Annotated in this window: 19 protein-coding genes and 1 pseudogene; 10 read left to right on the top strand and 10 right to left on the bottom strand. The window is 54.2% G+C overall.

Annotated elements, in window-relative coordinates:
* Positions 1-35: 35 nt before the first annotated feature.
* From MHH82_RS02330 to MHH82_RS02315, 4 genes are all read right to left on the bottom strand, one after another.
* Positions 36-1,361 carry an extracellular solute-binding protein gene (locus MHH82_RS02330; protein WP_009595478.1) on the bottom strand — a complete coding sequence of 442 codons (1,326 nt, stop codon included), beginning with the start codon at positions 1,359-1,361 and terminating at the stop codon, positions 36-38.
* 117 nt (positions 1,362-1,478) lie between these two features.
* Positions 1,479-3,029, bottom strand: a complete 1,551-nt coding sequence (locus MHH82_RS02325; RefSeq protein ID WP_260871482.1) for a response regulator transcription factor — start codon at positions 3,027-3,029, stop codon at positions 1,479-1,481.
* Positions 3,019-4,839, bottom strand: coding sequence for a cache domain-containing sensor histidine kinase (locus MHH82_RS02320; RefSeq protein ID WP_012818669.1), 1,821 nt, complete (start codon positions 4,837-4,839; stop codon positions 3,019-3,021). The genes MHH82_RS02325 and MHH82_RS02320 overlap by 11 nt, the downstream gene beginning before the upstream one ends.
* A gap of 397 nt (positions 4,840-5,236) precedes the next feature.
* Positions 5,237-6,313 carry a copper amine oxidase N-terminal domain-containing protein gene (locus MHH82_RS02315; RefSeq protein ID WP_340962916.1) on the bottom strand — a complete coding sequence of 359 codons (1,077 nt, stop codon included), beginning with the start codon at positions 6,311-6,313 and terminating at the stop codon, positions 5,237-5,239.
* Positions 6,314-6,727: 414 nt separating this feature from the next.
* Here MHH82_RS02315 and MHH82_RS02310 point away from each other — a divergent pair, with 414 nt between their 5' ends.
* From MHH82_RS02310 to MHH82_RS02295, 4 genes are all read left to right on the top strand, one after another.
* A complete protein-coding gene (locus MHH82_RS02310; protein ID WP_012818667.1) occupies positions 6,728-6,898 on the top strand; it encodes a hypothetical protein in 171 nt (56 codons plus the stop codon).
* Between the two features lie 457 nt (positions 6,899-7,355).
* Entirely contained in the window at positions 7,356-8,255 is a 900-nt protein-coding gene (vgb(C), locus tag MHH82_RS02305; RefSeq protein ID WP_012818666.1) for a streptogramin B lyase Vgb(C), read from the top strand.
* Between the two features lie 141 nt (positions 8,256-8,396).
* Positions 8,397-10,046: an SWIM zinc finger family protein gene (locus tag MHH82_RS02300; RefSeq protein WP_012818665.1), complete on the top strand. Its 1,650-nt coding sequence runs from the start codon at positions 8,397-8,399 to the stop codon at positions 10,044-10,046.
* On the top strand, positions 10,043-13,003 hold the full coding sequence (locus MHH82_RS02295; RefSeq protein ID WP_340962912.1) for a DEAD/DEAH box helicase: 2,961 nt from the start codon (positions 10,043-10,045) through the stop codon (positions 13,001-13,003). The genes MHH82_RS02300 and MHH82_RS02295 overlap by 4 nt, the downstream gene beginning before the upstream one ends.
* Positions 13,004-13,691: 688 nt before the next feature.
* Here MHH82_RS02295 and MHH82_RS02290 read toward each other — a convergent pair.
* On the bottom strand, positions 13,692-14,531 hold the full coding sequence (locus tag MHH82_RS02290) for a helix-turn-helix transcriptional regulator (protein WP_012818663.1): 840 nt from the start codon (positions 14,529-14,531) through the stop codon (positions 13,692-13,694).
* A 134-nt stretch (positions 14,532-14,665) separates the two neighbouring features.
* On the opposite strand from MHH82_RS02290, the gene fabF reads away from it, so the two are divergent.
* The 4 genes from fabF (at position 14,666) to MHH82_RS02270 (ending at position 18,820) form a co-directional block, all read left to right on the top strand.
* On the top strand, positions 14,666-15,907 hold the full coding sequence (fabF, locus tag MHH82_RS02285) for a beta-ketoacyl-ACP synthase II (RefSeq protein ID WP_036664756.1): 1,242 nt from the start codon (positions 14,666-14,668) through the stop codon (positions 15,905-15,907).
* 219 nt (positions 15,908-16,126) lie between these two features.
* Complete coding sequence (locus MHH82_RS02280) at positions 16,127-16,639, top strand: RNA polymerase sigma factor (RefSeq protein ID WP_012818661.1); 513 nt, start codon at positions 16,127-16,129, stop codon at positions 16,637-16,639.
* Positions 16,639-17,520, top strand: a complete 882-nt coding sequence (locus tag MHH82_RS02275) for an anti-sigma-V factor rsiV (protein WP_340962908.1) — start codon at positions 16,639-16,641, stop codon at positions 17,518-17,520. Before MHH82_RS02280 ends, MHH82_RS02275 begins: the two co-directional genes overlap by 1 nt.
* A gap of 184 nt (positions 17,521-17,704) precedes the next feature.
* Positions 17,705-18,820 (top strand): stalk domain-containing protein, encoded by a 1,116-nt coding sequence (locus tag MHH82_RS02270; protein ID WP_340962906.1) that lies wholly within the window; start codon positions 17,705-17,707, stop codon positions 18,818-18,820.
* 173 nt (positions 18,821-18,993) lie between these two features.
* On the opposite strand, the gene comJ is transcribed toward MHH82_RS02270, so the two are convergent.
* From comJ to MHH82_RS02255, 3 genes are all read right to left on the bottom strand, one after another.
* Positions 18,994-19,479 (bottom strand): competence protein ComJ, encoded by a 486-nt coding sequence (gene comJ / locus MHH82_RS02265; protein ID WP_340962904.1) that lies wholly within the window; start codon positions 19,477-19,479, stop codon positions 18,994-18,996.
* 28 nt (positions 19,480-19,507) lie between these two features.
* Complete coding sequence (locus MHH82_RS02260; RefSeq protein WP_340962903.1) at positions 19,508-20,158, bottom strand: hypothetical protein; 651 nt, start codon at positions 20,156-20,158, stop codon at positions 19,508-19,510.
* Between the two features lie 100 nt (positions 20,159-20,258).
* On the bottom strand, positions 20,259-20,858 hold the full coding sequence (locus tag MHH82_RS02255; protein WP_009595862.1) for an SMI1/KNR4 family protein: 600 nt from the start codon (positions 20,856-20,858) through the stop codon (positions 20,259-20,261).
* Positions 20,859-21,137: 279 nt separating this feature from the next.
* Here MHH82_RS02255 and MHH82_RS02250 point away from each other — a divergent pair, with 279 nt between their 5' ends.
* Complete coding sequence (locus MHH82_RS02250) at positions 21,138-22,133, top strand: aldo/keto reductase (protein ID WP_340962900.1); 996 nt, start codon at positions 21,138-21,140, stop codon at positions 22,131-22,133.
* Positions 22,134-22,228: 95 nt separating this feature from the next.
* Here the strand turns inward: MHH82_RS02250 and MHH82_RS02245 are convergent, their stop codons facing one another.
* Positions 22,229-22,864: a carbohydrate-binding family 9-like protein gene (locus MHH82_RS02245; protein ID WP_012818655.1), complete on the bottom strand. Its 636-nt coding sequence runs from the start codon at positions 22,862-22,864 to the stop codon at positions 22,229-22,231.
* Between the two features lie 200 nt (positions 22,865-23,064).
* On the opposite strand from MHH82_RS02245, the gene udk reads away from it, so the two are divergent.
* A complete protein-coding gene (gene udk, locus MHH82_RS02240) occupies positions 23,065-23,703 on the top strand; it encodes a uridine kinase (protein ID WP_340962898.1) in 639 nt (212 codons plus the stop codon).
* A gap of 338 nt (positions 23,704-24,041) precedes the next feature.
* On the opposite strand, the pseudogene MHH82_RS02235 reads toward udk, so the two are convergent.
* A pseudogene (locus tag MHH82_RS02235) lies at positions 24,042-26,368 on the bottom strand (histidine kinase).

The raw sequence follows: 26,368 nt of genomic DNA, 5'->3' as shown, positions 1-26,368 counted from the left end.
TCCCTCCTAATCCTTATGCAGCAGTGAATCTATTCTTATGGAGTAGCGGATCGGGCTTGCGCATCCTGCAGCTTCTGGGCCACGCCTTCGACGGCACCGCCCATCATGATTTCCTGCAGGCCGTTGTTGATGACTTCAGCCGCTTCTGCAGACAGATAAGCATCGTATACCGGCGTAATGCCTGTGGATTTCACCAGGTTAAAGGCTTTGTAGTACAGGGAAGTAACTTTCGACTCATCGATTTCGGTATCGTACATGACCATGGAGTTGCTCTCGGCAATCGCTTTTTGCGCTTCCGGTCCACTCACGGCATAAATCAGTTCGAGCGCCAATTCTTTCGCTTTCCCTTCCGTTCTGCTGCTAAGGGCCAGACCGCCGCCAGCTCCGCCGGAGATGGTGTTAGCTTCGCCTTTGCCTCCAGGGATCGCAGGCAGAGTCGTCACTTCAATATCCTTCATCTGCTCTTCGGAGGAAGAAGCCGCCAAGTTGGTGAGCGTCCACGCGCCGCTGATCATCATCGCTGCATTGCCTTGGATGAAATACTGCTCGGCTTGCGTGTTGTCGATGCTGTTGGCACCTTCTTGGAATGCTTTGTTGTCGACGAGCTCTTTGAAATAGCCAAGTGCTTCGATAAACTCAGGATCGGTGAATTTCGCGCCATCCTGTGCTGCCGCTTTTTTGAACCATTCGGTGCCGGTCACGCGGTCGGCAATCGATCCGATAATGGTGGATTGCGCAACCCACGGCGCTTTGTTTCCGAGGGCGATCGGCGTAATGCCGTTATCGTTGAACGTTTTAACCGCCGCCATCATTTCTTCCCAAGTCGTCGGAACTTTTACGTTATGTTTGTCAAACAACGCTTTGTTGTAGTAGAGAATCGAAGTTGCGGACATGCCCAATGGAGCGGAGTAAATCTGGCCGTCCTCGAACTCGTATGGATCAAATGCGCCCGGCAGGAATTTGTCCTTCCAATCGGAATGGGCGTCCAACACTTCCGTGATCGGTTGAAGCAGCTTCGCTTGATGAAGCTCGGCCGACTGACTTCCCGCATAAACGAAGAACACGTCCGGCATTTCATTTGCAGCCGCAACGGTGCTCAGACGCTGACGGTAACCGTCCGGCGGAATCGCTTGCGCGTCGAGCGTAACTTCAGGATGGTCCTGAGCAAATTGATCGATAAAACTCCGGACTGATTTCGCGCGCAGGTCGTCACCGGCAAAGTTATGCCAGATGGTCAGCTTGACCTTTTCTTGATCGCCTTCGTTCCCTCCGGCCTGCTCTTTGCTTTGCCCGCCTCCGCAAGCTGCAAGAACCAGTGTCATCATCAGCAGTACAAGACCTATTTTACGTTTTGGTCTCATGGTCAATCCCCCTTTTAATATACGAAAATGATGAAGCTTCAAGATGATTAGCCCAAGTATAAAAGAGGATGTAACGCTTACATAGGGGATATAATTCAGTCCATAGAGGGACAAAATTCAGGATTCGGGATTTGTCCGATACTCCGAAGGGGTGAGTCCGGTCCACTTTTTGAACAGGCGGTTAAAATATTTGATATCCTCGTAGCCGATTTCATTCGCGATTTCACTGATTTTGGCCGGCGTTTCCCGCAGCAGGTGCATCGCTTTCCGAAGCTTCGCCTGGGTTACGAATTCGATGTAATTCTGTCCGGTCTCCTTCTTGAACATTTCGCTGAAATAGTTGGGGTTCATATGAACATGCTTGGCCACTTGTTGGAGAGACAAGCTCTGTCCCAGATGTTCATGAATGAAGGAGATCGCTCGCTGGACGGGACTTGTCGTCGACACCATATCACGGTACTCCTTCATGATGAGCCCGAGCGAATCGACCAGCACCTTCTCCGGATTCTTGGTCAACTCGCGGATATCGTACGTCTCTTCCACTTTCACCGGACTGGTATAGCCGATAGACGTCGCAGCCCGTATGAGCCAGCGCTGTGCCGAGACGATCAGGGAATGCAGGTAAGCCTGAACCGAGCCGGGCGTTGCCTGGCCCTGGCTTTGGATACGCCGCAGCAGATCCGCCACCCATGCCTGCAAGTCGGCGGATTCCCCCGAACGCAGCAGGGATGACAGCTTGGTTTCTTCTTCCATCGAACATACCGTGCGGATGCCTGTACGTCCTTCGATATCTTCATAACGGATATGCCGTTCCGATTGCAGCAGCCACTCGTAGGAGCTGGCCTCTACCGCGGTAGCCAGCGCAATGTGCAGCTCCCTGGCGCTTGCGACCCGTCGGCCGCTGGCAGCCTTGATGCGGCAGGCATGCGTGGATTCCATCTTATGCAGAGCGGAATCTACCCGCCCCCAGCCATGATTCGGCTCTGCCCGCACCAACAGAAGCAGCGAGCCGTTCCACTCCAGCCACGCGCATGGCAGCACTTCGGCCAGCTCCGTGCCGATTAATCGATGCAGCTCGCTGCTGACGTTCGATTGTTCCGCCTCTTCTGGATGCAGCGGATAGACCGACAGCATCCAGATCTGCAGCACCGAATCGTTCGATTCCAAACGCAGCTCCGGGTATCGCTCACACAATTCGGCCTCGGCATGCTCATCCAGCGGAGTCCCGGAAGCAAGCAGTCTTCGCAGAAAGCCCCGGTTGACCACCATTTCCTGGGCCTGCCCCTTCGCTTGTGTAAGCCTGCGCTGCAACAGCCGTCCCCTGGCTTGGACAGCCGCCTCGATAATTTCACCGGGCCTGCTCGTCTTCAGCAGGTAATCGCTCACGCCTTCCCGCATCGCCTGCTGCGCATACGCGAATTCATCGTATCCCGAAATGACGATGATCTCGATCTCGGGATACTGCTGCTTGACTTGATGCGCCATGTCCAATCCGCTCAGGCCTGTCATGCGTATGTCCGTAAATATGATTTCGGGCATTTCAACGGGAATACGCTGAAGGGCTTCCTCCGCCGAAGCCGCGGGCGTCAGCACCGTAAAGCCGTTATCCGCCCAATTGATCACGGTACTCAAACCATTTCGAATGATCACTTCATCATCAACGATCATGACCTTCAATGTCGCCATCCCCTTTGCCGGATATTTCCGATTGTTGAATTTCAGGTAAATCAGGTATCGTAAACATCACCCGTGTCCCGGTACCCTCGGTGCTCTCCACACGCAGCCCCGCATCCTTCCCGTAATGAAGGAGCAGCCGCTTATGGACGTTCCGCAGCCCGTAGCTGCCGCGCGGGGTTTGTCCCTTCTCGTACTGCAGCGGATTTTCGACCAGCTGCTCCTGAAGCCATTTCAGGCGCTCCGCCGTCATCCCGATGCCGTCATCCTCCACCACGAAGCGGATCCCTTCGGGTTCGCGGTGTCCGCGAATCGTAATCGTCCCTACCCCGTCACGGCTCAGGATGCCATGCAGCATGGAATTCTCCACCAACGGCTGCAGCAGCAGCTTCAGCATGGTGTGCTGATACAGATCCTCTTCCACAAGATCCTTAAACTCGAATTTGTCCGGATAGCGGATGGTTTGGATGTTCACGTAGTGGCGGACATGCATGATCTCCTGCTGTATCGTGCAGTATTCCTGCCCGTTGTTCAGGCTGAACCTCAGAAAATCGCTGAGCGATCCCACCATCTCGGCAATCTTCACATCCTGGTTCATCAGCGCCAGCCAATGGATCGATGACAGCGTATTGTAGAGGAAATGCGGATTGATCTGCACCTGCAGTGCATGCATATCCGCCTCCTTCTTCAGCGACTCGTTCAGCTTCACTTCATCGGTAAGCTTCACGATCCGGGAGCTGAGCCGGTTATAACTGATAATAAGCTGCCCGACCTCATCAACCGTTTTGACCGGCAGCGCCGGCAGCGGCTCTTCCGGGCTCGAGTTCTTGAGGAATTTCGTTAAGACGGACAGAGGATTCGTAATCTTCTGGATCAGGAAAAGAACCAGGATAATGGCCAGCAGGATGGCCACCGTGACCGCAACCGCCGTCAATTTGATGAAATACTGGTTCTGGGAACGGTATTCCTGCGAAGGAATGATGCCGACGAGCTTCCAGTTCACGCTGGACATTTTCTTATAGAGAATGGTCTTCTTGCTGCTTCCCTCGCCATAGTCTATATTGCCGCTGAGCCCCTCGAACTCTCCAATCGCAGGATAATAATCCGCCAGCGTCAAATTGGTCTCCATATCCGGCGGACCGGCGATAATCCGGTTATTCTCGTCAAGAAGAAGGACGAATCCGGTCTTCTCCAGGACGGCCTGCCGGAACTGATTGGCAATGACGCCCTGATCCAGATTGATCTGCAGGTTCCCGATCGGCTTGTATTTATCCGTGCTCCGAATCGGCCGGGCCAGCGTGATGACCTTCCTGACGCCTTCAAAGGTCCACTGCCGGTGAACGAATGACCACCATTTGGGATGGTGTTCGTAATAATCGGGAACCATTTCGGTAATATTCCGGAACTCGGAGCGTACCAAGGATTTATGCGAAATCGCATCTTTGCTGCCGAGCGGTTCGACGATGATGTTGGCGATATAATCTTTGGAAAAGGCCAGGTTCGTCAAAAAATTAATAACCGTCGTCTGCTGAACGTAGTTGCTCTGCTCGGTCTTCAGATAGGCCTGAACACCGGTATGCCCGATGAGAAACAGCGAGATATTCTCCACGTCCTTGACCATCGTATCCAGGTAAGCTTCCAGCTGGCGGAGCGTATTCATCCCCGTAATTTTGGCCTTCTCCTCGGTCAGGCTTTTGGCTATGTTAAAAGAGAAAATGCCCAGAAACAGCAGCGGCACCAGCGTAGCGATAATGATAAGCAACGACAATTTATGCTTTAGCGATTTCCCAAGCCATTGCTGCATACATACACCCCGTTCAAAGTCCCCATGGTATGGGCTTGTTATATTACTTAACATTGAATGCGTTTACTTCAAAATCAATCTCCATTCTTCGCTAAAATGTGTCAGGTTTATTAACTATCTTAGAGGAATCTTAAGACTCAAGTAAATGGTAATAAAGTCCTATGAGAAGGGATGAAATCTTCTTGAAGCATATGGTATACGCCCCATTTCGGCGAACGGCTACGGAGATGAAAACGGCGTTGAAATCTATAAAAGCACAGCACAAAAAGGGCGCCGCAGCGCCCTCACATTCGGAATTCACATCATCCGACCGAAACCTTCCGCTTCTAACCCATGTTGATCACATCCTGCCAACATGCGTTTATGTGTAGTCCTAAAGCTTTATGATGAAAAACCGTTATTGCTCTCGCTCTTCCAAACGACGATATTCCATGTCATCCACCTCAAACCGGTTCAGCTCTTCATTAAATCGGTATGTGATTCGGAGATCCCCGGCAAAACCGGCCGGGCTCATGCTTCCTGCCGCTTCCGTAAGAAGCCGTCCTTCCGCCAAACGATGTCTGACAACGGCTCCGAAGCCAAGCTTATCAAATAGATAGCTTTTATCTTTGGAATCGTCCTTGAACTTCTGGACGCTTTCCTTTCCGTCAACCGTAACCTTAACCGTAAAGTGATCCGCTTCCTTCTCGATGCTGGATTTCACATGGCTCGATACGGCCTGCTCCAGCGATTCGATCGGGATTTCCTCCAGAGAACCGGCGTCCACTACATGCATCTCCCCCGCGTACAGACCGGTGCCCGTCCCGTCCACGTAGAACACAACAACGTCCGGCTTGCCATCGCCTGTGACATCCTGGTAATGAATGACCGGTTTACGCGTAGCCTCTCCTCCATGCCAGTCCTTAAAAACCCGCTTCCTGCCTTCTACCTCGACCACCATGCCTTCATATCTGCCATATTTCGATGCGCTGACCGGATACAGCTTCACATTGCTGTTCTCCTCCGCCGTCAACAGGTCAACCTCCGGCGTATAAATGTAAACCATGCCATCCTTCGTATCCAAGCGGACTTCAGCATCGTACAGCTCCGTCATGAATCGGGCGGGAACCATGACGCGACCATCCATAAGCTGCGCGGGAACGGACAGGGCGTAGGTCTTCTCTTTTCCCTCGGCAACGTCGCTTCCCATTTTCAAGGTGACTTGATCGGTGCCCGTGTTGACGGTTAGCGTCTTATTCTTGTTATCCCAGCGGAGCCCCATAGGCTTCAAGTATTCCTTGACCGTGTTCAGGGGGACCAGCACTGTGCCGTTCACGATGACGGGTTTGACATCCGGCGTCATTACATAATGATTGACGTTTAAAAATTCCAAGTCCTTCTTGTGCGCGGCCTGGGCCTGTACCGCCGTACTTAACAGCATCGCGGCCGCTATAGCGCCGCTTGCAGCCATTTTCGTCCATTTCCGGGTTATCATGTTCGCTAATCTCCTTGGCTTATAATATTCAGTAATGCATCTATAACTAAGACGCAAGGTGAATGCAATTGGTTCGTGCATATCCATGAAAAATGACGAAAAGCGTCTCTATTTCGATTTTTTTCGATCATCATCAGTAAAAATTGCCGCTTTTAAACTTAAATTCATGACCACATTCCAGATGATATGTTAGAATCAGAAATGATTGTTATATTATGGAACATACTTAATTCAAGGTTAATGGCATTCATTCGGGATACCAACGATAAGTATGTCATGGATCGGGCACGAACTCACCTGTATCCGAGCTCCGAGCTTCAGCGGGGAGTTAAGCCATCGCCTGGTCTTAAGGATATGACAACTGGAATCTTCGATATGATTCGTAAAACAGTACCTTGAAGGGAGGTGAGCTCCTTGAACCAGGGGATATCCTTTTTCGGCATGTTTTCCATGCTTAGCATTATCGTATACGGGCTATTCGCACTTCTCGGTTTATATGCTTTGTATCTCCTCATCAAATTGATGATCCGGGCCATAACCGCGCTTGAACTCTACATCGACGAGAAGCGCAACCGACGGTTGTAAAGGCAAACTTCGGATAAACCGAGGTTGAAACCACGGAATATCCTATGGTAAAGTCTAGGCAACCAGAAATGAAAGGGTGAACCCAAAGCCAATGATCTACTAATCCTGTCCCAAGCATTTGGAAAACACTTCGATTTCACGATACGAGGTTTTCGGGATAGGATTCGTGCGGCTTTTTTTATATGTGACGGGTGGATGTTTGGGACTTCTCCAGGTAGAGTCCGCATCTTCTTAGTTCGTATTCGCCTCCTATTCCGAAATCTCGGAGTGGGGGGTTTTTCTATTTAATCAACACCAATTGAGAGGCTAGAGATTATCGATGACAGGAACTCATCTAAGCATCCAAGGGAGGGCCTTCCCCATTCCGGGAAAGCCGAACGCGAGATTTGAACACGCTCAATCAAATGAAGAATCCGCTTTAAGCATCCTAACAACTTCTACAAGGAGGCATGTTTGCATGCAGATCACGGTACAGGAGTACAAGATAGCGAACCGGGAGTCGGGACCTTATGGCATTGCGGCAGGACGAGACGGGGCCATCTGGTTCACGGAGCAAAAAGGAAACCGGATCGGACGAATCACCAAGGGAGGGGATATGCGTACTTTCGATGTCCCGACGCCGGATGCGGGGGTCATGTCCATCCTCTCTGCCCCTAACGGGGACCTCTGGTTCACGGAGTACAAAGCGAATAAAATCGGACGGATGACAATAGAAGGGACATTCACGGAATTCGAGCTGCCGGAAGCAGGCTCGTCTCCTTACGGCTTGACGGAGGGCCCGGATGGAGCCATATGGTTCACCCAGCTAATCGGCAATCGGATTGGCCGGATTACGCCGGCAGGCGTTATCACGGAATACGATTTGCCGCGCGCAGGCTCGTACCCTTCCTATATCACGGCCGGTCCGGACGGCGCGCTGTGGTTTACGGAAAACCAAAACAACTGCATCGGCCGGATTACGGTAGACGGGGAGATCGCCGAGTATCGGATTCCAACCGAGCAATCAGGGCCTGTCGGCATCACGGCAGGTGCCGATGGCGCCCTGTGGTTCGTTCAAATCAACGGCAATCAAATCGGACGGATCACGACGGCCGGGGAGATTACGGAATTCAAGCTCCCTTCCGGGAATGCCAGACCCCATGCCATCGCGGCGGGAGCTCGCGAAGATTTATGGTTTACGGAGTGGGGAGCCAACCGGATCGGACGAATAACATGTACCGGGGACATTACCGAGTACCCGATCCCCACCCCCTCAGCCGAGCCTCACGGCATTGCCGTGGATTCCGGCGGCGAGGTATGGTTCGCCGAGGAATGCGATCAGATCGGCCGTTTCATCGTTCAATATGAGTATTCCTGATCGAACGCTCCACGCCGAAAAGTCCGTGGAGCCCGCTGCCGGGCTTTTCCAGCGTGAAGCTGCTCCGGCTGGTTTCTTCATCTAGGGGAATGTGATAGATTAAATGGATACTTAGAATTATTTCTCTTAGGAGACTGTCCGATGATGAACCCAAACTTAACTTTAGATGATCTGCAGTGGCAAACGCTCATTCGGCAAACTGCCGGTTATTTCAGCGATTTGACCATTAAACGGGGATTTCAATATTACAAGCAGGGCCGTGTCCACGCAAGTGAAAAGGCGGATGCTTCCGGTGTGATCGAGGCTTCCGTGGATGGAACGGAAACCTACCGCATCAGGCTTCAGCTGCATTCCCTGAGCGACAGCGAATGCAGCTGTCCCGTTAACGGGGGCTGCAAGCATATGGTGGCCGTTCTGCTTGACTATGCCCAGCTTCAGGGCCGATCCATCCATGCCTTGGTTAATGCGCATTCCACTACGTATGCCGCAACCTCTTCGTATGACCGAAGCGAGCCCGGCTTGAGCCAAGGCCATGAACGGCCGCCTGCCGGAGTTTCGAAATGGAGAGTCAAGGCCGACCATTTGCCCGAGCTGCCGATCTCCGCATGGCATGAGCTGTTCGAGGTTTGCACGGCATCGCTGGGAGCTAACACGCAGAATTCGTTTTACGCCAAAAACGCGTTAGCCTCACTCCATCACATTAAACCGCCGCTGCCGCCGGATATGGATCCGTTATACGAGCTCCATGCCCATCTCTTCATTCTCGAGAAGCTGGTCAAGCAGCCAGCCAGTGCTTGGAATGCCTCAGGCTCTTACATCGGCTATCATACGCAGGTGGCAGCGGATCATATCCTGGCCAGAATCGAGCGAATCCTTCATGAAGGGCTGGTGGACAGCGAACACGAAGAGGCATTCGGACAGCGGCTGACCGAGACGATTTCGTTTGTCCGGCGGAGCATGCTAAGCGAACCGCGGAACCGTAAATTTTACGCCCAGGTCTATATGCAGCTCTGGATGCACTGGATTCATCCGTTGGCAAAAAAGAACGACGGCTTGATCAAGGAGGAATTGGAGCAGCTGCAGGCAGCCGAATCGGAGCTCGGCAGCAGCCTTTCGCGCGCCTCATGGTATATGGCGCAGAGCTTCATGTCCTTCTATCTCGGAGAAGACGAATCGTCCTGGGACCTGATCAGGGCAGCGGACAAGGTCAGCAGCCTGCCCCCGGCTTCCGTCCTGGGCTTCTTCGACATGCTGCATTCGGGACGAGACTGGGACCGCTTGGCCCGCTGGCTCCCGGAGATCGGCCCGCTGCTTGGCAGTCACCGCAACGAGCACCTCAGCAGCTATCAATTCTACTGGGATGCCGTCATAGAGCACCTGCCCGGGGAAACGGAACGGATGTGGAGCAGTCTTGCCGACATGCTCCCTTATTCGAAGGACATCTATCAGAATGCCTTGATCACGCACGGCAGATGGCGGGAATGGATCGACTATCAATTAAGCACAGGCCGGGAGCCGCTGGAGCTCCGGGTCAGCGAGCTCGCGCCGATTGAGAAGAACGCGCCCGAGCTGCTGCTGCCTTTTTATCATCAGGCCGTCGAGCGATACATCCTTCATAAGAACCGGGCCGGCTATAAAGCAGCCGTCAAGCTGCTCAAACGGCTAGCTAAGTTATATAAAAAGCTCAAACAGCAGGAGCGCTGGGATCTGTTCATTATTTCCTTGTCCGTACGCAACAGCCGGCTTCGCGCATTCCAGGAAGAGCTTCGGAGAGGAAAGCTGATATCATGAGCAGATACACGGAAACCATCACGGTCCATATGGCATTAAGCGAATACGGAGATGCCGTGATATACGGCTCTACCGTCATGCGTGGTTACGTATCCGGACAATACCTGAAGCACCGTTTATTCGCTTGGCATGAAGCCTCCTTCTACGGAACAGAGCTTATCGTCCAATCCGTTCAGGATATGGAAGTCATCATCTTGCCTTCCGAACAAGTCATACCGTTCTTCGCAGACGGCCGGCTGCTCGAACATATCGAATGGGTTTGGGACGAGGATTGCCTTCCCTTCATTGAACTTGCGCCTTCGCTGGCAGCCTGCATTCAGGATCAGCAGTACGCGCCCAGCTTGAGCGCCTTCAAGAATGGCAAGCTGCAATGGATCTGGGATGCGGAGGCTTTCTCAGCCGAAGAGCAGGCCCGCCTCTCCGTCTTGGATGAAGACGAGATATGGAATGAAGGCTTGCGCGCCGCGTTCTCCGCCGCCGTTCAAGAACAGTGGTACGGCAGCGAAGAAGCCGTTGCTGACCTGCGCAGGGAGTATCCCCTGCTGTTCTCGCCGAGTCGTTCTGCGGCCGAAGGGATGGATGACAAGTCCTGGCTGATCGCCATCGGATGGCGGCCGGATACCGCTCCGTTCCGGCCCCTGCTGCAATTGCTGGAGCCGGACGAAGAAGAAGCCGAGTGGCGTCTTCGGCTCGTATTGCAGGACAAGCTGGACGCAGCGGCGCTTGCAGCCGTTCGTCTGGCCGAAGACGGGCAGGCATACGGATCGTGGCCGGAGACATGGACCGCCCATATCAAGGAGCGGGCCTCCGGCTGGCTCCAAGGTTTGCGGGCAGCCCTGCCGGCCCGGGTGCTTCACGCTCCGGCTGAAGACATGCTCGGCGCCCCGCTGTCCGACGAGGCCGCGTGGCAGTTCCTGACCGTCGACAGCCAGCGGCTGCTCCAGTCCGGCTGGCTGGTGCTGCTGCCGGCTTGGTGGGAAGCCGCCAGCAGGAAGAAGCCCAAGCTGCGGGCGAAAGTCCGCTCCGGCGAAGGCGAGAGCGCGGAGCGAAGCAGCGGCGGTTCCCTGTTCGGTTTGGATGCGCTGGTCAATTTTGACTGGCGCATCGCCATCGGCGAAGCTACCCTATCCGAAGCGGAGTTCGCCGAGCTTGTTGCCCGGAACGAACGGCTGGTACGGTTCCGGGGCCAGTGGATTCCGCTGGACCCGGCCCTGGTCGCCCAAATCCGCCAGATGATGGCGGGCGTCGACCGTGAGGAAGGCCTGTCGTTCCAGGATATTCTGCACTTGCATCTGCTCGGGAACAGCGATGAGGCGGAGCAGGTTCGTCAGGATGCGGAGGAAACGCGGGATCCGGAACGGATCAAACTGGAAGTGGAGCTGAACGAGCATCTCGTGAAGCTCATCGGCCAACTCGGCCGGCAAAGCGAATGGCCGAGCCTCCCTGTCCCCGCCGGTCTGAAAGCCGAGCTCCGGTCGTACCAGCATGACGGCTTTGCCTGGCTTGCCTTTTTACGGCGTTACGGGCTCGGTGCATGCCTTGCCGATGATATGGGCCTTGGCAAAACCGTGCAGTTTATCGCCTACCTGCTGCACGTGAAGGAGACGACTATGGAGCGGGAAGAGAGACGCCTCCCTTCCCTGCTGATCTGTCCGACCTCGGTACTTGGGAATTGGCAGAAGGAGCTTGAACGGTTCGCCCCGTCGCTCCGGGTCATGCTGCACTACGGCGGGAAGCGCAGCAGCAGCGAGGATTTCTATCATGAGGCTTACCAAGCGGACATTATTCTTACTTCCTATGCGACGGCAACGCTCGATCAAGAGATGTTAAGAGACATGAAATGGGAAACGATCGGCATCGACGAGGCCCAGAACATCAAGAATGCCGACACCAAGCAATCCGCCGCCGTGCGAAGCTTCCCGGCAAGGCACCGCGTTGCGCTGACCGGCACACCGATTGAGAACCGGCTGTCCGAGCTGTGGTCCATCTATGACTTCATCAACCCCGGTTATCTCGGCAGCCTGCGGGCATTCAATCTCCGGTTCATCCAGGCGATCGAAAAAGACAAAAACGAGCAGCGCACGGCCGATTTGCAGAAGCTAATCAAGCCGTTCATGCTCCGGCGCAAGAAAAAGGATCCTGCCATTCTGCTCGACCTGCCGGACAAGAACGAGATGAAGACTTATATTCATCTCACCGCCGAGCAAGGCGCGCTTTACGATCAGACCGTGAACAGCCTCCTGGAACGCATGCAAAAGCTCGAGGGCATCGAGCGCAAAGGCGCCATTCTGGCAGCTCTGACGCAGTTCAAGCAGCTCTGCGACCACCCGGCTCTGCTCACGAAGGAGCCGCTCCCGGAACTGCCGGGGGGTGGCGGCTTGCTCGACACCGAGGCCGTGGTCAACCGCTCGGCCAAGCTGGAGCGGCTGCTGTCCATGGTGAAGGAGCTGCGGGACGAAGGCGAACGCTGCCTGATTTTCACCCAGTATATCGGCATGGGCGAGATGATGCGGCAGGTGCTGCATCAAGAGCTTGGTGAGCCGGTGCTGTACTTGAACGGCAGCACGCCGAAGCGGACGCGCGATCGCATGATCGAGCAGTTCCAGTCCCAGACCCTGCCGCCCGAAGAGCAGCCGAATGTCATGATTCTCTCGATCAAGGCCGGCGGCGTCGGCCTGAATCTGACCGCGGCGAATCACGTGTTCCACTTTGACCGCTGGTGGAACCCCGCCGTGGAGAATCAGGCAACCGACCGGGCCTATCGGATGGGGCAGACCAAGGACGTCCAAGTGTACAAATTCATCTCCATGGGAACGCTCGAAGAGCGGATCGATGAGATGCTGGAGAGCAAGCAGCAGCTGAGCGATCAGGTAATTGCAAGCAGCGAGGGCTGGATTACCGAGCTGTCTACCGATGAGCTGAAGGATCTGTTCACGCTGCGGCGCGATTGGGCGTAATGGTTGCGTCAAGGAGTGAGCTGTTAGGCGATTGTGGACAGTCGCCCCCTTGGAGCACAGCGCGGAATGCCTGTGGAACTCTGGGCGGCTTCCAGTTAGTTGTAGCTCTATAACAACATCATGGTGTAGCAAAAAGCCCCGTGTGCAGACACGGGGCTTTTGTTATGTGGAGGGGTGACGAGCTGCGAGACGATTTACATTGTTACGCGTTTGAAGCTTGTATGACAGAGCGATGTTTTCTATTAACGGACACAGAATACGCTATTAAGCCAAAACCTACTATTCTGGAACACGAACCGGACTGTGAGTCCGTTATTTGCTCCAAAATACGATGAATATGCCGGTGATGAGCCCAATAACAGATCTTGTGTCCGATAAAGTTGTAATTAGGGCATAATCTCGCCAAATAACGGAACTGGTGTCCGATTAGTCGGGAACAACAAGTAGTTTGGCTACTTCAAGAACAGTAAGTGCCGGCGCGGAGTCAGGAATTACTGGTGCAGCAAGTGCAAAATGCACGGGATCCATTCTTTCTGGCATAACAAGTACCATCAGCATCGCAATCTGTTACATCAGGTGCAGCAAGTGCAAACGGCACGGAGCCCGATTACTTCGGCGCAACAAGTGTATCCAGCATCCGTTACCTCTGGCGCAGCAAGTAAACTCGCCGCTCCCCCGCTACCTCCCTTCACTTCTCCTCCATCAGCTGCCGCAGCTTCGCTTCCGTGGTCGTGTCGGGAGCCGGCGTATAGATGCTGCACCGCAGGTCATCATTTCCGTACACTTTGAGCGACGTGAGCTCATATACCATTTTCCCGGCCTTGGCATGCCGGAATTCCAGATGCACCTCCGGGGCGTAGCTGACCTGGCTCTGCTCCCACATACGGTTGAAATCCGGATGCCCGTTCTTCATTTCCTCCAAAAAATGATCATACCATTCATCCTCGACATATTGACCGTAATAGCTTCGGAACATAGACAGGAAGCCGCTGGCAAACTGCTCCCAGTTCACCGCCAGCCGCTGGAATTCCCTGCGGGTAAAGAGCAGCCGGATCATGTTCCGCTCCTCGGGCGGGATCCGGTCAAAATCTAGGAACACGTACGCAGCCGCGCGGTTCCACCCCACGATATTGCACTTCCGATCGGATATCATGACGGGACAATATTTCAGCTCGGTGATGATTTTTTGCAGGGACGGGCTGATCTGCACCGCTTCGTGTTTGACCGTATACGGCTCCGCCCCGCTCTCCAGCGCCAGGGAGTACAGATATCTGCGCTCGTCCGCGTTCAACTGCAGCGCACTTGCGACGCAGTCCAGCACGGATGACGACACCTGGATGTCGCGCCCCTGCTCGAGCCAGGTGTACCAAGTGGTACTGACGCCGGCCAACTGGGCGACCTCCTCCCTGCGCAAGCCCGGTGTTCTCCTCCGGGTACCGGGTGGCAGCCCGACGGACTCGGGAGAGATTTTAGCACGCTGCCCTTTCAAAAAAGCGGATAACGCTTGCAGCCTAACCTGGGAATTCATCTATCATCCTCCTTCCTTCAACAAGGATAGCAGTTTTTATACTAGGATAAACGGTATCTTGTAATAGGATACTACACGTGACATTATAACCTTAAGATTGACAAGTTATAAAGTCCTAAGGAGGCTGTTCATCCATGGAAAGAGTCGTTATCACCGGTATGGGCGTCATATCGCCGCTGGGCCATGATGTGGATACGTTCTGGTCCCGGCTTGTACGAGGAGAATCCGGTATTGCACATATAGAAAATTTGGACACATCAAGACAAAAGGTACAAATAGCAGGCGCCGTGAAGGGGTTTGACGCAAACGCGCTGTTCGGTGCGAAGGAAGCCCGGCGGTTGGACCGCTTCTGCCAGTTTGCGCTGGCTGCGGCGGATCAAGCGATAAGCCAGTCGGGCCTTGATCTTGATCAGATCGATCATGAGCGCATGGGAGTCTACGTAGGCTCCGGCATCGGCGGCATCCAAACCCTGATGAATCAGAGCGGCACGCTGTCGTCGCGGGGTCCCGAGCGGGTCAGTCCTACCCTGGTACCCATGATGATTCCCAATATGGCGGCCGCACTCATCAGCATTAAATACAAGGCGCTGGGCTCCACGCTGGCACCGGTTACGGCATGTTCGATCGGCAATACGGCGATCGGCGAGGCTTTCTTTAACATCCAAGCCGGCCGGTCCGACGTCATTATCGCGGGAGGATCCGAAGCCGCATTGACCGACATCTCGCTGGCCAGCTTCGCGAATGCCACCGCCCTGTCCTCCCGCAACGAGGAACCGGGCCGTGCCAGCCGGCCGTTCGATGCGGACCGCGATGGATTCGTCATGGCGGAAGGAGCCGGCATCCTCATCCTGGAGTCGCTTTCCCATGCCTTGCGCAGAGGCGCCGTCATACTGGGCGAGGTTATCGGTTACGGTGCCAGCTCGGATGCCTATCATATGGTCGCAACGCCGGAAGACGGCAGCGGCGCGGCACGTGCGATGAAGCTGGCACTGGCCGAAGCGGACCTCTCCCCGGCCGACGTGGATGTCATCAGCGCCCATGCCACCAGCACGGTCATCGGTGACCGTTCGGAGACGGCGGCCATCAAGCAGGTATTCGGCGAGGAGGCATACCGTATCCCGGTAACAGCCAACAAGTCGATGACCGGACACATGCTGGGCGCATCCGGCGGCGCGGAGGCCATTGCCCTCGTGAAATCCCTGCAAGAAGGCATCATACCGCCGACGATCAATCTGGATCATGCCGATCCAACCTGCGATTTGGACTATGTGCCCAACGAGGCGAGAAGCGCCAAGCTCCGCATCGGCATGTCCAATTCCTTCGGTTTCGGCGGACATAATTCGGCAATTATTTTAAAGAGATATGAGAACGAATAACCATGAGTCTAACAAGACCCCAGTTGAACTGGGGTCTTTTTCTTGTTGCGATAATTGGAGGATGGGCTGAATAATGGGACAGAAACAGAAACAGAAACAACGGCTTTTTTAAATTTTTTTCGCAGAATCAAACTTTTTGAAAGACTCGCACGTCTTGCTTCCGTAAGTCAATTGCAATTGATGGTTACCCGCGCGGGCCCAAAGGAGTGTCATATTTACATGAGAGGCGGCCGGAAGCTTGAGAAGCTTCTTATCCAATGCATAACCGAAAATCAGGACAGCGCCTACCGGCTGGCATACAGCTACGTCAGAAATAAAGAGGATGCCCTCGATATCGTTCAGGACGCGATCCACAAAGCATTTTTATCCATGGAAAAGCTGAAGCAGACGGGTTCACTAAAAAGCTGGTTTTTCCGAATTATTGTCACAACCTCCCTGGATCTCATTCGAAAACAGAAAAAAGTCCGCGTCATGGACGACGAGAACCTGGAGTTCATCTTACCCGGCAGTCATGACCACTATCCGAATCTGGATCTGGCCCAGTCCTTGGAGGATCTGCCTGACAAGTATCGGGTCGTCATTATTCTCCGGTTTTTCGAAGATATGAAGATTGACGAAATTGCCGAGGTGCTCCATGAGAATGTCAGCACGGTGAAAACGAGGCTATACCAAGGACTGCAGAGACTGCGCGTGAACCTAAGCGAGGAAGACCAAGAGGAGGCACAACGATAATGCATGACAAGATGAATAGGATGAAAGAGCAGTACGAGAGCACTCCTATTCCCGACGAACTAAGCTCGGTGGTCAACAAAGCCATTGCAGCCAGACGAACAAAAAATAGAGCCCTGCCCTGGCTCGCCGGCGTGGCCGCTGCATGCACACTGCTGTTTGCCGGCGTGAACGCAAGTCCCGCATTCGCCAAGGCCATGTCCGATGTGCCCGTTCTGGGCGAGATCGTCAAGGTGATGACCATCCGCGAATATGCCGAGCAGGACGGCAGCACGGAAGTGCATATCGAAACGCCCGGCATTGCCAACCTGGGCAATCCGGAGCTTGAGCAAACGCTGAATAACAAATACCTGGAAGAGAACAAGAAGCTGTATGAGGACTTCAAAGACGAAGTCGCCCAGCTAAATCATGAAGGCGGCGGGCATCTCAGCCTCGATAGCGGTTATGAAGTCGTGACCGACAATGAACAGCTGCTGACGCTTTCCCGCTACGTCGTAGAGTCCGCAGGTGGCTCCGCCGAGTCCAGACAATACGATACGATCGACAAGATCAACCATTTGGTGATCACGCTGCCAAGCCTGTTCAAGGATGATTCCTACATCCAAGTCATCAGCGACAATATCAAGGAGCAAATGCGCCGGCAGATGCAGGATAATCCCGAAATCACCTACTGGGTAGAGCAGCCTGGCGTCGAATCCGATATACCGGAGGATCTATTCCAATCGATCGCCAAGGATCACAATTTCTATATTGATAAGAATGGCAAACTGGTCATCAGCTTCAACGAATACGATGTGGCTCCCGGCTATATGGGCGTCGTGGAATTTACGATCCCTACGGAGGCCATCGCGGATCAGCTCGTCAGCAACGAATACATTCGATAGATCCGCCATTCATCACCAACCTACGAGTGCAGATCGTTCTTCCGATCCCCGTTGCCCCCGAATTTTCTTTTGAAACTTTATGAGTCCGTGGGAATCCGGAGGACAAGGAGACCGCTTCGCTTCTCCAAAACGCTTCTGTCTTCTCACTTTAAAGATATCAAACCTAACCCTGGAGGTAATCACGATGAAAACAATGAAGCATACAAGCCCACTGGCCAAAACACTCGCGGCTGCCGGATTAGCGGGCGTCCTGATGATTTCCGCTTCGGGTCTGCCATCCGCTCATGTCCATGCCGAAACCAAAACTGCAGCGAGCACCGATCAGGTGAAGACTTCGACTGCTGCCCCGCAACGGATAACGTTCAAAACATTGCACTCCAAGGAAAAATGGCTCGAAACGGATATCAAGATTCCTGTATTCCAGGGTCTGGCCGATACCAAGTACCAAGATCAGCTAAATGACATCATCGAATCCCATGCTTCCAAGGATATCGCCAAATGGGAAAAGGAGGCCTCCGAGGCTGCGGCAAATGCGGAACAGAACGGCTATACCATGCACCCTTATCAGCTGACGATCACCTATGAGCTTACATCGGATGGCACGGACGACAGCCTGATATCCCTTAAGGTCATCACGGAAGGCATGGGAATGAACAATGGCGATCCCCGCGTGGATACGTATAACTTCACGAACGAAGCCGAAGCCCAGCGCGTGACGCTGGAGGACCTGTTCGGGAAGAATTACAAATCGATCGTGGATACGGCGGTCAAAACCGCGATTGCCGCGGATCAGGACCATTACTTCGCGAACGAAGACGGATTTCAAGGCATAGACGCGGAGCAATCCTTCTATGTCGCGGACGGAACAGCCTACATCGTATTCCAAAAATACAGCATCGCTCCAGGATCCACGGGAACGCCGGAATTTGCCGTGAAGCTGCCGGATACAGCACCCGAGGAAAAGCCCGTTTCCGCCGTCTTGAAGCCAGGCTCTTACTACAAGGATAACAACGGCAAGATGATGGTTCCCGCGGCCCGCGTGCTGCGTCAGCTCCAATTCGACGTCAAGTGGAACGGCAAGAGCAAAACCGCGGAAATCTCCAAAGGCGCCGTCTGGAGCGCGGTGACGCTGAACAAGGATGCGTACGCATTGGGTAAAATGGCTCCGCGCTCGCTAGGCGCGTCTCCAGCAATGAAAGACGGCCACGTCTATGTTCCGCTCGCTTTCCTCACGGACATTCTGCAGCTGCAGGCTGACCAAAGCCCATATGGCGACATTACGGTGACGGCAGCACAATAGCTATTTTCCACGCAATCAGAATCCCGTAAAGAGCTAGCAAGACGGGACAACGGCAGAGCAGCATAGCGGCAACAAAAGAGGCCTCTCCAACACGGAGAAGGCCTCTTCTTATTTCAATGACAGGGGAATTGCCTGACGCGGCTTTCAGTACCCCGTTTTCTGCAATGAATTGGTCAACAATACCCCTCCGCCAAGGCTTCTCCAGCCCTGCCGCCCCATTCATCGTCCATCAAATATCGGGCTTGGACATACTCTCCTTCACGCACGAAAGTCAGACGGTAATACACCTCTTCATCCTCGCAAATCTCAAAATACAAGGCATACCGCCCTTCTTGCAGCGGAAGCTCGATGACGGCGTCCGACATGACGGATAGCAGCTCCAGCTTGCCAGGATCCAAAACGTCAAACGGCACGACCATTCGGCGCTGCGCGTTCGGGTCTTCCGTGAACGACTCTGTCAAGGCCAGCTTCACCCAAGCGCCGAAGGCATCGTCCGGAATCGGATCAAAGGTCAGATACCCGGGATGAATGACCGCGCCCTGCTTGATATTGATTTCTCCCCACTGGCACAACTCCTCGTCAAAATCCCGCGAGCGGACTTGAATCTGATGGTGCGAGATGGTGAGATCCACCTCTTGGGTCAATTTTGTATGCTGCATTATTCCGCACCTCGTTTTTAAAAAAATTCTATTTAAGCTGCTCCATATGGATCGTGGCCAGCCTGCGCTCTTTATCCACCTGAACCCGCATGCTGACGCCCAGCTTCTCCTCGAACAATCGGGTAACATTCAGATACTTATCCTCCACCACGCCCGACCCTCCTTGGCCGTTAGAGCGCGTCATGCCTGCGGTGATAATCTCCTTCACCATATCCCCGTCCGCTTTGGCTGCCGGGTCGTATGTAAATACGGGCTCTTTACGGTCATTATAAAAGATGATGTCCTGCCGATATTCCTTTGCGTTCACATACTCTTTCCGGGTCTCGATATAGTCGTTCTCAAGATGGTCATACTGGACCCTCCCTGCCAAGAACGGATTGTCCTCCGAAGCCTCCACCTCGAACTGCCCATATGCCAATTGATACAGCATGTTGAGGTCCGACCCTTCCAGTCTGTAATACAGCGGGCGCAGCTCCCCCTTCTTATCGGTCGCGGCGAAGCCAGCCAGCAGCGGCCAAGCATCCACCTGTTTACCATCCACATCAACGGCGAGCTGGTATTTGGTCAAGACCACCTCATGCTGAAAAAGCCCATACGTGCGCGCAATAAAATAGCCGGGTGTCAGCAACACGGCCGCCACTAACAGGATGACTCCCCAGAGGGCCCGTCTGTTGTTCATGGCTGTCACCTCCCCTCGCCGGTTCTTCATCCGACTCCTAACACACGGCCTCTAGGCAAAGTTATGGGCATTAGGAGTGGTTCTATGTCTTCTGCTTCAATTAGTAGTCCACTTCTTCAATGTCGGTGCGCAGATTGCGGTTGGACGCCTGAAGCAGCTCCGTGAAGGAAGGCGCGATATAGTACACAAAATCAGGATCATGCACGTACATGATGATCTGCCCGGACGTTCCCGGCTCAGCCGGATCGAAATCCAGCATCAGATACAATGAGCCGCCCGCCATCGTGGCAAACGGATACCATGCCTTGTGGAACAGGTACGGTTTAATTTCAGGATCCAGCCGCTGTACCTCCTCTGGACCGTAGTACGCATCGAGCCGTTCGTCCCGCTCGCAGAAATACGATTTGACTTCCCTCATCTCATCCAGGCTCATCAGATAGAACGGGGTGTATTCGCCATCTCCCTCGTTACCGGGATAGAGCACGTGGAATGCGTACCCGCTGCCGTCCTTCTTGCTGTAGAACGAACGGAAATCCTCCGGCAAAGCGATCCCGAACTCCTCTTCAAATTGCTTCAATCGATCCGAGGGCGCTCCCTCCAATTGTTTATACTCGCCCAGCAGATCCCGAAGATCTTCGGCCACCTTCTCCTCCAGCAGCTGCTCCAGCTCGGTCATCAGACCATCGATGACAGCATTCATCTTAACATCCCCTCCGTTTACAGCATGTCCGCTCACTCCAAGCGGAACGCTTTCCCTTTACTAAAAAGTATATAGAACCCGCCCCAATGAAAACAACATGTCCAGCGGCATGCAAAAAAAGGGACAAAATCCCTGTTGAGATGTCCGTTTTTGTTCTTTTATGAAAAAGCCCCGGGTATTTTCGCTTCCGGCTGCTGCGCTTGTCATCCATTCGTAAAAGGCCGATAATGGAAGCAGATTTCGATCACGAAGATCACTTGGAGATGGGGAGGCTAAACGATGGATTACGTCTATTTGGGAAGAACCGGACTTGAGGTATCCCGCTTCTGTCTGGGAACCATGACTTACGGAGATTGGGATTTGGACGAGAAGACCTCGCTCGGCATTATCGACAAGGTGCTGGATTCGGGGATTAATTTTATCGATACGGCAGATACCTATGGCAAGGGTACGAGCGAAGAAATTATAGGCAAAGCCCTTCAAGGACGAAGAGACCGGGTGATCGTCGCGACCAAATTCAAGGTGCGGACCGCCGAAGGACCGAACGGAGAAGGCGCCAGCCGTTACCGCATCATGAGACAGGTCGAGGCCAGCCTGAAACGGTTGAATACGGATTACATCGACCTCTACCAAGTGCATAGACCGGATCCTCATACCCCGCTGGACGAGACGCTGCGCGCGCTCGATGATCTGGTTGCCCAAGGAAAGGTACGATATATCGGCTGCTCGAACTTCGAGGCTTGGCGCATCGTCGAATCCCTGTGGACCAGCGAGAAAATGAACCTGGAGCGCTTCGTTACCAATCAGCCTTCATACAACATCTTCAACCGATATATCGAGCAGGAAATCCTGCCGGCTTCACAGCGCCACGGCCTGGCTACGCTGGCCTACTCCCCGCTGGACGGCGGCTGGCTGTCCGGCAAATACCGTGCCGGGCAGCCGCTGCCGGGCAATTCGCGGGGCGAGCGCATGGATTTGGATGCTCCCGGCAACCGTGCCAAACTGGACAAGGTTGAATGGCTCGCCCGGCGTGCAGAGGACAAAGGGATCACGCTGGGCCAGTTCGCGCTCGCATGGCTGCTGCAGCGCAACATCATTCCCGTCGTCGGCATCCGCAACGAGCAGCAGCTTGCGGACAATCTGAATGCACTGAACGTGCAGCTGACCGAAGAAGACTTGAAGCTGGTCGACGAGGTGTCCCCAAGCCCATACCGGGACTTCTCCCAGGACGGCAGCTTCTGGTTCAATGAACCGCATGCTTACCGGTTTAAGTAAGCTTAAGCGGGACCCGTAAGGCATCACCAAACCAAAAAAAGCGATTATCAGCGCTGCACGCCCGGAATCGGTTCAACCGATTCCGGGCGTGCATGCTATGTGGCATCCACAAACTCCAGCCTTCCGAAACGCGAGGGTATATGGTAATTGACCTCTCCGGTGGGGCTCCACGCCTGATATTCCCGGTTTCCTTGGTCGTCCTCGTCAATGCGGTAAAAATTCACGTTCCAGCATCGTCCCGCTTGCGGCGGATTCTGAAAGTTCTGCGCCGGAATGCGAATCTCGTAAACCAAATTTCCCTTACCATCGTTCTCTACCGTGGTCAGAAGGCCGGTAAGGTCCCACTCGACATCGCTGTCCGTGATCGACTTTTGCCCATCGTTACGGATCCGCGCATCAAATACAACATTGTTCGGGCTCACCTCAAGCTCGATATATTCCAAACCTTCCCCTGCATCATCCATAAACAGCTCCACGACATCCTGCTCATACAGCGGGTCATCCCGATGCCGATACTCCGAGACGATATGTGAATCCTGGCAAACAAACTGCACGTAGAAGCATTCGGCGCTCCAGCAGGCACGCACCTCCGTCGCTTCCTTCGCGGCAAGCCCGGTCACGGTGTCGCTCAGGGCCACAGCTTCATAGCGGCTCCAATCGACGCTTCCCCGATTCTCTCCCTGTTGAAGGTATATGGCGGGCTTGCATGGGTAAATAGCGGTATAACGCATGATCATCCCTCCGAAACATTTTCAATTGTAGTCATGATATCCTCTATGATAAGTCATACAGATTCGGTTCGCTATTCCGTGGTAAGAATAAAGAACATACGGAAATCCCATCTTTTGTTCTATGCTCCCATAGTGAAAAGAAGCGCATGCTGTGCTACAATAATAAAATTGCAAACTCTAGGGAGGGTTATGGATTCGCCATGCTCATAATTGGTATCGCCGGCGGCACCGGATCGGGCAAAACAACGGTTGCCCGCTCTGTCATTGACCGTCTTGGTTCAGATAAAGTCACGTTTATTTCGCAGGATAACTATTACAAGGATCATAAAGAGCTCAGCTTCGAGGAACGCGAAGCGATTAACTATGATCATCCGTTCGCTTTTGACAACGAGCTGCTCGTCGAGCATCTCGGCATTTTAAAAAGAGGACAACCCGCTTTCGCACCGGTATATGATTTTACCGCCCATGCCCGCTTCACGGATCAGACCATCGAGCTGAAGCCGAACAACATCGTCATCATCGAAGGCCTGCATGTGCTGTCCGATGAGAATCTGCGCAAGCTGCTTCACATTAAAGTGTTTGTGGATACCGATCCCGATGTGCGCCTGCTTCGCCGGGTCGTACGCGATATTGAGGACCGCGGCCGGACCATCCAGTCGATCCATAATCAATACCTGACAACCGTCAAGCCGATGCATGAGGCGTTCATCGAACCCTCCAAGAAATACGCCGACCTGATCATTCCCGAAGGCGGAGAGAATGAAGTCGGCATTCGCCTGCTCTCCATCTTGACCGAGAAATATTTGACCGGCGACCGCACGCTGTCGGGCGAATCATAAGACAAGCTTGTACGTCAGCCTTTAGGCATGTCGGCAGCATGAAAAAAGCCCGCGGATCTGTAATGACAGGTCAGCGGGCTTCTTGACGTTGTTCGTTCGCTTACGCGCTAGTAAGCCAGCCTGCGCGTATTGCTTGCATTCTTCCGTTTCCGAGCGTTCTGCGGTCTGTACGTTCTTTTTCTCCGGAATGTACGTCCGGTGTTTTTGTTCTCCGGAATGTTGCGTTATCCGCGTTTTCTGCGATTCCTGCGTTTACTGCTTTTCCTGCACTTTCAGCATTCCCAAGTCTCCTGCGTCACCGGTCCTCTCAAAACATTCAGCCCCCGGCGCTTCAGCCGTCATACGCGCGGATCGTAATCCGCAACCACGAGCACGTCCATATGCCTTAAGGATCGCAGCAGACTCCTGATCCATTTTCGCCGAGCGAACAGCTTCCATCCGGCCATCTGCGGCTGGCCGATAATGAATTGGGTCGCCTTGACCTCGTCTGCTGCGGCGACCAATCGGCCACAACAGGTGCATGCCGGTCCCCTTTTTACCGGCAGCGGCAGCATCGTGAAGGTGCCTCCAAGACGCTCCGTTAACGTCTGAAGCGCCGTCAAGCGCTGCTCGTCGTCATGAGACAGGCTGTCATGACGCTCCAGAGGGAATGCCACATACCAGGCTGCCTTCAGTCGATGGGCGATCCGGAAGCCGCGGCGAATGAGCCGCTCCGCTTGCGGCTCCCTGCCGACCACGACATAGATAATTTCCTCGCGCCGCCACGGCCCCCGAAGCGAGCCGCTGCGCTGCCAGGACTCCAGCCTCTCGTCCACATCATCCGCAATTTCCCTTAAGGCAAGCTCTCTTAGGGCGATCAGGTTTCCCGTCTTGAAAAAATGGCTGAGCGCCTGATGAATTTTCTCCTTCGCATAGATGTTCCGTCCTTCATCCGCTGCCGCAGCGACTCCGGAGTCACGTCGACCAGTTGAACCTCATCGGCCGATTGCAGAATATGATCCGGTATCGTCTCGCGGACACGGACGCCTGTAATCTGCTCGACGGCATCATTCAAGCTCTCCAGATGCTGCACGTTCACGGTCGTAATGACGGAGATGCCGGCCGACAGAATATCCTGCACATCTTCATACCGTTTCTTGCGCTTGCTTCCGGGCACATTCGTATGCGCCAGCTCATCCACGAGGACCACGTCCGGCCTCCGGCGAAGGATCTCATCGGTATCCATCTCCTCAAGGCGCGATCCCCTGTAGTCCACCCTTTTTCGCGGAAGGGCCTCCAGATTGCCCACCTGGGACAGCGTATCCTTCCGGCCGTGCGTCTCCAGCAGACCGACGAGAACCGTCAATCCCTTCTTCAGCAGATCGTTGCCTTCCCGCAGCATCGCATAGGTCTTCCCTACGCCCGGGGCGGCGCCGATATATACCTTGAACCGTCCCCGCTTGACCTGCTCAATCTTCTGATCCAGCTCCTGTTCGTTCAAGCGGTGAAACGATTCGGAAGGGAGCCGCAGCGGATGAAGCCGGGCCGGAATGATCCGCTCCCCGTCATGTTCCGCCCGATCCGCCACCATAAAAATATCAATCCCGCGCGTTTTCTTGAGCAGATCCTGAATAATCGAACCCTGCCAAAGCTCTTGCATGCGCGTCTGCTTCGAATGGCCAAGCACAATGCGTGTAACGTGGTGCTCCAGCGCATACTGAACCAGCATGTCAGCGAGCTCCCTCCGGGAACGGAGGGGCAGCTCCTCCAGCTTGGCGCCGATCCGCACCGCGAGCTTCACCATGGAGCGCTTAAAGGCGGCCTGTTCTTTCGTAAGCTCTACTTCCGGCTTCACAAACGTAACAGCCAACAGTTCGCCGTTTAAACGCTTCGCGATCTGCTGCCCGCGCCGCATATAGATGGAACCGTTCCAATGGTATTGGGTGGACACCAGTATTCGCTCATCGGCTCCCGATGGGCCGACGAGTCCCTGTTCTTTGCGGTACCGCTCCAGGGAATGGCTCACGCCTTCGGCAACGAGGCGGAGCGTCAACTCCCGGAGCACCGCCAGATTGCCCTGCTTCCATAGGCTGCCGTCTCCAAGCAGGCCGCCTTGTGCCCGTTCCAGCATCGTTTCGGGCGTTACGTCAATAAGCACCACCTCGTCGGCGCTCTCCAGCGTATCGGCCGGTACCGTATGGCTGGCTTTAATACCCGTCAGCTTGGAGGCAATGTCCTGCACATCCTCAAGCTCATACACGTTGACCGTTGTGATGACGCTGATTCCGCGGCTTAACAGGAATCGGATATCATCCAGCCGCGCAGCATGCCGCGCTCCCTTCCGGTTGCGATGGGCAAGCCCATCGACAAGCACTACCTCAGGGTTGCGCTGCACCAGCAGATCAAGATCAAGATCCTTCTTCTCTACGCCGTCCTCCATCCAATGAATGCTGGGCACCCGTTCCAGATCACGGACCTGCTCCACCGTTTCCGGCCGCTGCATCGTGGATACCGCGCATATGACGACATCGATGCCTTGCAGCCTCAAGGTCTGCCCTTCTCGAAGCATATGATAGGTTTTTCCCGATCCGCTCACAGCCCCGATATATACCTTGAGCCGTCCCTGATGGAGCTTGGAAATCGACCTTAAGAGCTCCTCCGGCGATTTTCTCCGAAAGGGATCCAT

Source organism: Bacillus sp. FSL K6-6540 (assembly GCF_038007545.1).
This window is presented reverse-complemented; position numbering and strand designations above follow the sequence as displayed.